The organism is Vibrio sp. Isolate32, from assembly GCF_022397955.1.
Lineage (GTDB): Bacteria > Pseudomonadota > Gammaproteobacteria > Enterobacterales > Vibrionaceae > Vibrio.
The window spans coordinates 1-2,565 of sequence record NZ_JAKEUQ010000066.1 but is presented as its reverse complement, the minus strand read 5'-3'; the positions used below and the strand labels follow the sequence as shown (position 1 = coordinate 2,565).

Here is a 2,565-nt window from a genome sequence, read left to right as displayed (position 1 = left end):
GGGAGGTGTGGTGGGCACAAGTACAGGAGAGTGGAATTAAGCCATTGCAAGAGTTCGCACGAAAACTGAGTCCTTATCTTCACGGCATTATCGCATCGGCAAGTTATCCGCTTAACACATGCACATTGGAAGGGATAAACAACAAGATAAAACTAATCAAGCGAATGGGATATGGGTATCGAGATACAGACTACTTCTTCTTGAAGATAAAAGCGGCTTTCCCCGGAAAGCCGCGATGAACCTTTTTTAATGACTTCTAAACCACAAGCGTAATGACTACTCTTGCGGAACTACCTTACCAATGTACGGTAGGTGACGATATTTTTGTGCGTAGTCGATACCTACACCAACAACGAACTCATCTGGGATTTCAAAACCAATCCATTTTGTATCTACAGTCACTTCACGGCGCGAAGGCTTATCTAGTAGCGTACAAATTTCGATAGACTTAGGACCACGTAGGCTCAGGATCTCTTTTACCTTAGTCAGCGTGTTACCTGTATCGATAATATCTTCTACAAGTAGAACGTCTTTACCTTGGATATCGTCATCTAGGTCTTTTAAGATACGAACATCACGCGAGCTTTCCATGCTGTTGCCGTAGCTAGACGCGGTCATGAAATCAACTTGGTGAGTTAAATCGATAGCACGAGCAAGATCCGCCATAAATACAAACGATCCACGTAATAAGCCAACTAAAACCAGATCTTCACTGCCTTTGTAGTATTCCGTGATCTGTTTGCCTAGTTCGTTCACTCGATCCTGAACTTCCTGCTCAGAGATCATGACTTCAACTGTATGCTTCATACTGCTCTCATTTTGTTTGGTGATTGCGACAAGTGTAGACAGTTTTGCCATTAGCGCCGCTCAATTTTGTGCGTAAGTCTAGCACTGCTCAAATACCCACACCACCTTATGGTTCGAATTTACTGTCAGATTCTCAACGAAATGTGCGCTGGTGCCTTGCCTGATAGTCGCCTTCTTTCACATCAATGTGGATCACGCTTTATGGAACAAGTTTGATGTAACTGTCTATTAAGTAAGTTCAAAGGATTGACCATTTGCATATGCACCATTACACTCATACTGGCTTAAATAATAATAAAATCATTAATATAAAAAATCGTTGGCAAGGAAAATAAAATGGACTCAATATCTAAGAGACCTAGAACTAGGCTTTCACCTTTAAAAAGAAAACTTCAGCTGATGGAAATCGCACTTGAAGTATTCTCTCGTCGCGGCATTGGCCGTGGCGGTCACGCTGACATTGCAGATATCGCTCAGGTATCTGTAGCAACCGTATTTAACTACTTCCCTACTCGTGAAGATCTGGTTGATGAAGTGTTAAATCACGTTGTACGCCAATTCTCTAACTTCCTTTCAGACAATATCGATCTGGATATTCACGCAAAACAAAACCTACATAATATTGCGACTGAAATGGTAACGTTAGTGGCTCAAGATAGTCATTGGTTAAATGTGTGGTTCGAATGGAGCGCATCAACTCGTGATGAAGTATGGCCGCTGTTCGTAACAACTAACCGCACTAACCAAATGTTAGTACAAAACATATTTAGCAAAGCGATTGAACGCGGCGAAATATGTGACGATCACGACCCTAAACATCTAGCGAACCTATTCCACGGCATTTGCTACTCACTATTCATCCAAGCGAAACGTGTCGATACCAATGAAGAGTTGTCTACTCTAACTGACAGCTACTTGAACATGTTGTGTATCTATAAGTAGATTCGAGAAGAATTGTGAAGGGTTGACCTAATGGGTCAGCCCTTTTTTATTTTTATGTACTCGCTCTTCGTATCTCGGAGCGCAGCGTACTCTTATCTCGAAGTGAAACGTTACTGGTCTTTACTTCAGAATCGAGTAGGAGGAGGCCTCGCAGCCTCCGTCCTCTCACACCACCGTACAAGCGTGGGTCGCATACGGCGGTTCCGAATATACTTTCAGTGACTCGTACCCATCTCTTATGGAGTACAGCCCCCCCCCCCGAACCATTTTATTGGCATNTAACTGACAGCTACTTGAACATGTTGTGTATCTATAAGTAGATTCGAGAAGAATTGTGAAGGGTTGACCTAATGGGTCAGCCCTTTTTTATTTTTATGTACTCGCTCTTCGTATCTCGGAGCGCAGCGTACTCTTATCTCGAAGTGAAACGTTACTGGTCTTTACTTCAGAATCGAGTAGGAGGAGGCCTCGCAGCCTCCGTCCTCTCACACCACCGTACAAGCGTGGGTCGCATACGGCGGTTCCGAATATACTTTCAGTGACTCGTACCCATCTCTTAGTGAGTACAGCCCACCCCCTCGAACCATTTTATTGGCATGGCGTGATTAACCTGTGGCGTTGAAGATAGATGCCACCAACCCTTATCTGACATCGCTAGCTTCCACGCATTACGCTCCGTTACACCTTGTCGCTGTAACCATATCGCTATGCTGTGTCTGCGTTTGCGCTGCTTTAGTCGGTAGCACCTTAATCTACGCCGTATCCATTCATCTAAGCGCTGCATTGCACTTTTACGAACAGTAAGCTTGAAGTAGT

General features: G+C 43.9%; 3 protein-coding genes and 2 pseudogenes. 2 read left to right on the top strand and 3 right to left on the bottom strand.

Annotated elements, in window-relative coordinates:
* The coding region (locus L1D11_RS22330) for a transposase (protein ID WP_239832794.1) at positions 1–239 on the top strand (239 nt) is incomplete at its 5' end.
* A 37-nt stretch (positions 240–276) separates the two neighbouring features.
* On the opposite strand, the gene hpt is transcribed toward L1D11_RS22330, so the two are convergent.
* On the bottom strand, positions 277–807 hold the full coding sequence (gene hpt, locus L1D11_RS22325) for a hypoxanthine phosphoribosyltransferase (protein ID WP_239833493.1): 531 nt from the start codon (positions 805–807) through the stop codon (positions 277–279).
* A 336-nt stretch (positions 808–1,143) separates the two neighbouring features.
* On the opposite strand from hpt, the gene L1D11_RS22320 reads away from it, so the two are divergent.
* The gene (locus L1D11_RS22320) at positions 1,144–1,749 is read left to right on the top strand and encodes a LuxR/HapR/OpaR family quorum-sensing transcriptional regulator (RefSeq protein ID WP_239831509.1); all 606 of its coding nucleotides are present in this window, start codon (positions 1,144–1,146) and stop codon (positions 1,747–1,749) included.
* A 165-nt stretch (positions 1,750–1,914) separates the two neighbouring features.
* On the opposite strand, the pseudogene L1D11_RS22820 reads toward L1D11_RS22320, so the two are convergent.
* Both L1D11_RS22820 and L1D11_RS22315 read right to left on the bottom strand, forming a co-directional pair.
* Positions 1,915–2,001 (bottom strand): annotated as a pseudogene (locus L1D11_RS22820) (RNA-directed DNA polymerase); the annotation flags it as partial.
* Positions 2,002–2,234: 233 nt separating this feature from the next.
* Positions 2,235–2,565: pseudogene (locus L1D11_RS22315) on the bottom strand (group II intron maturase-specific domain-containing protein); the annotation flags it as partial.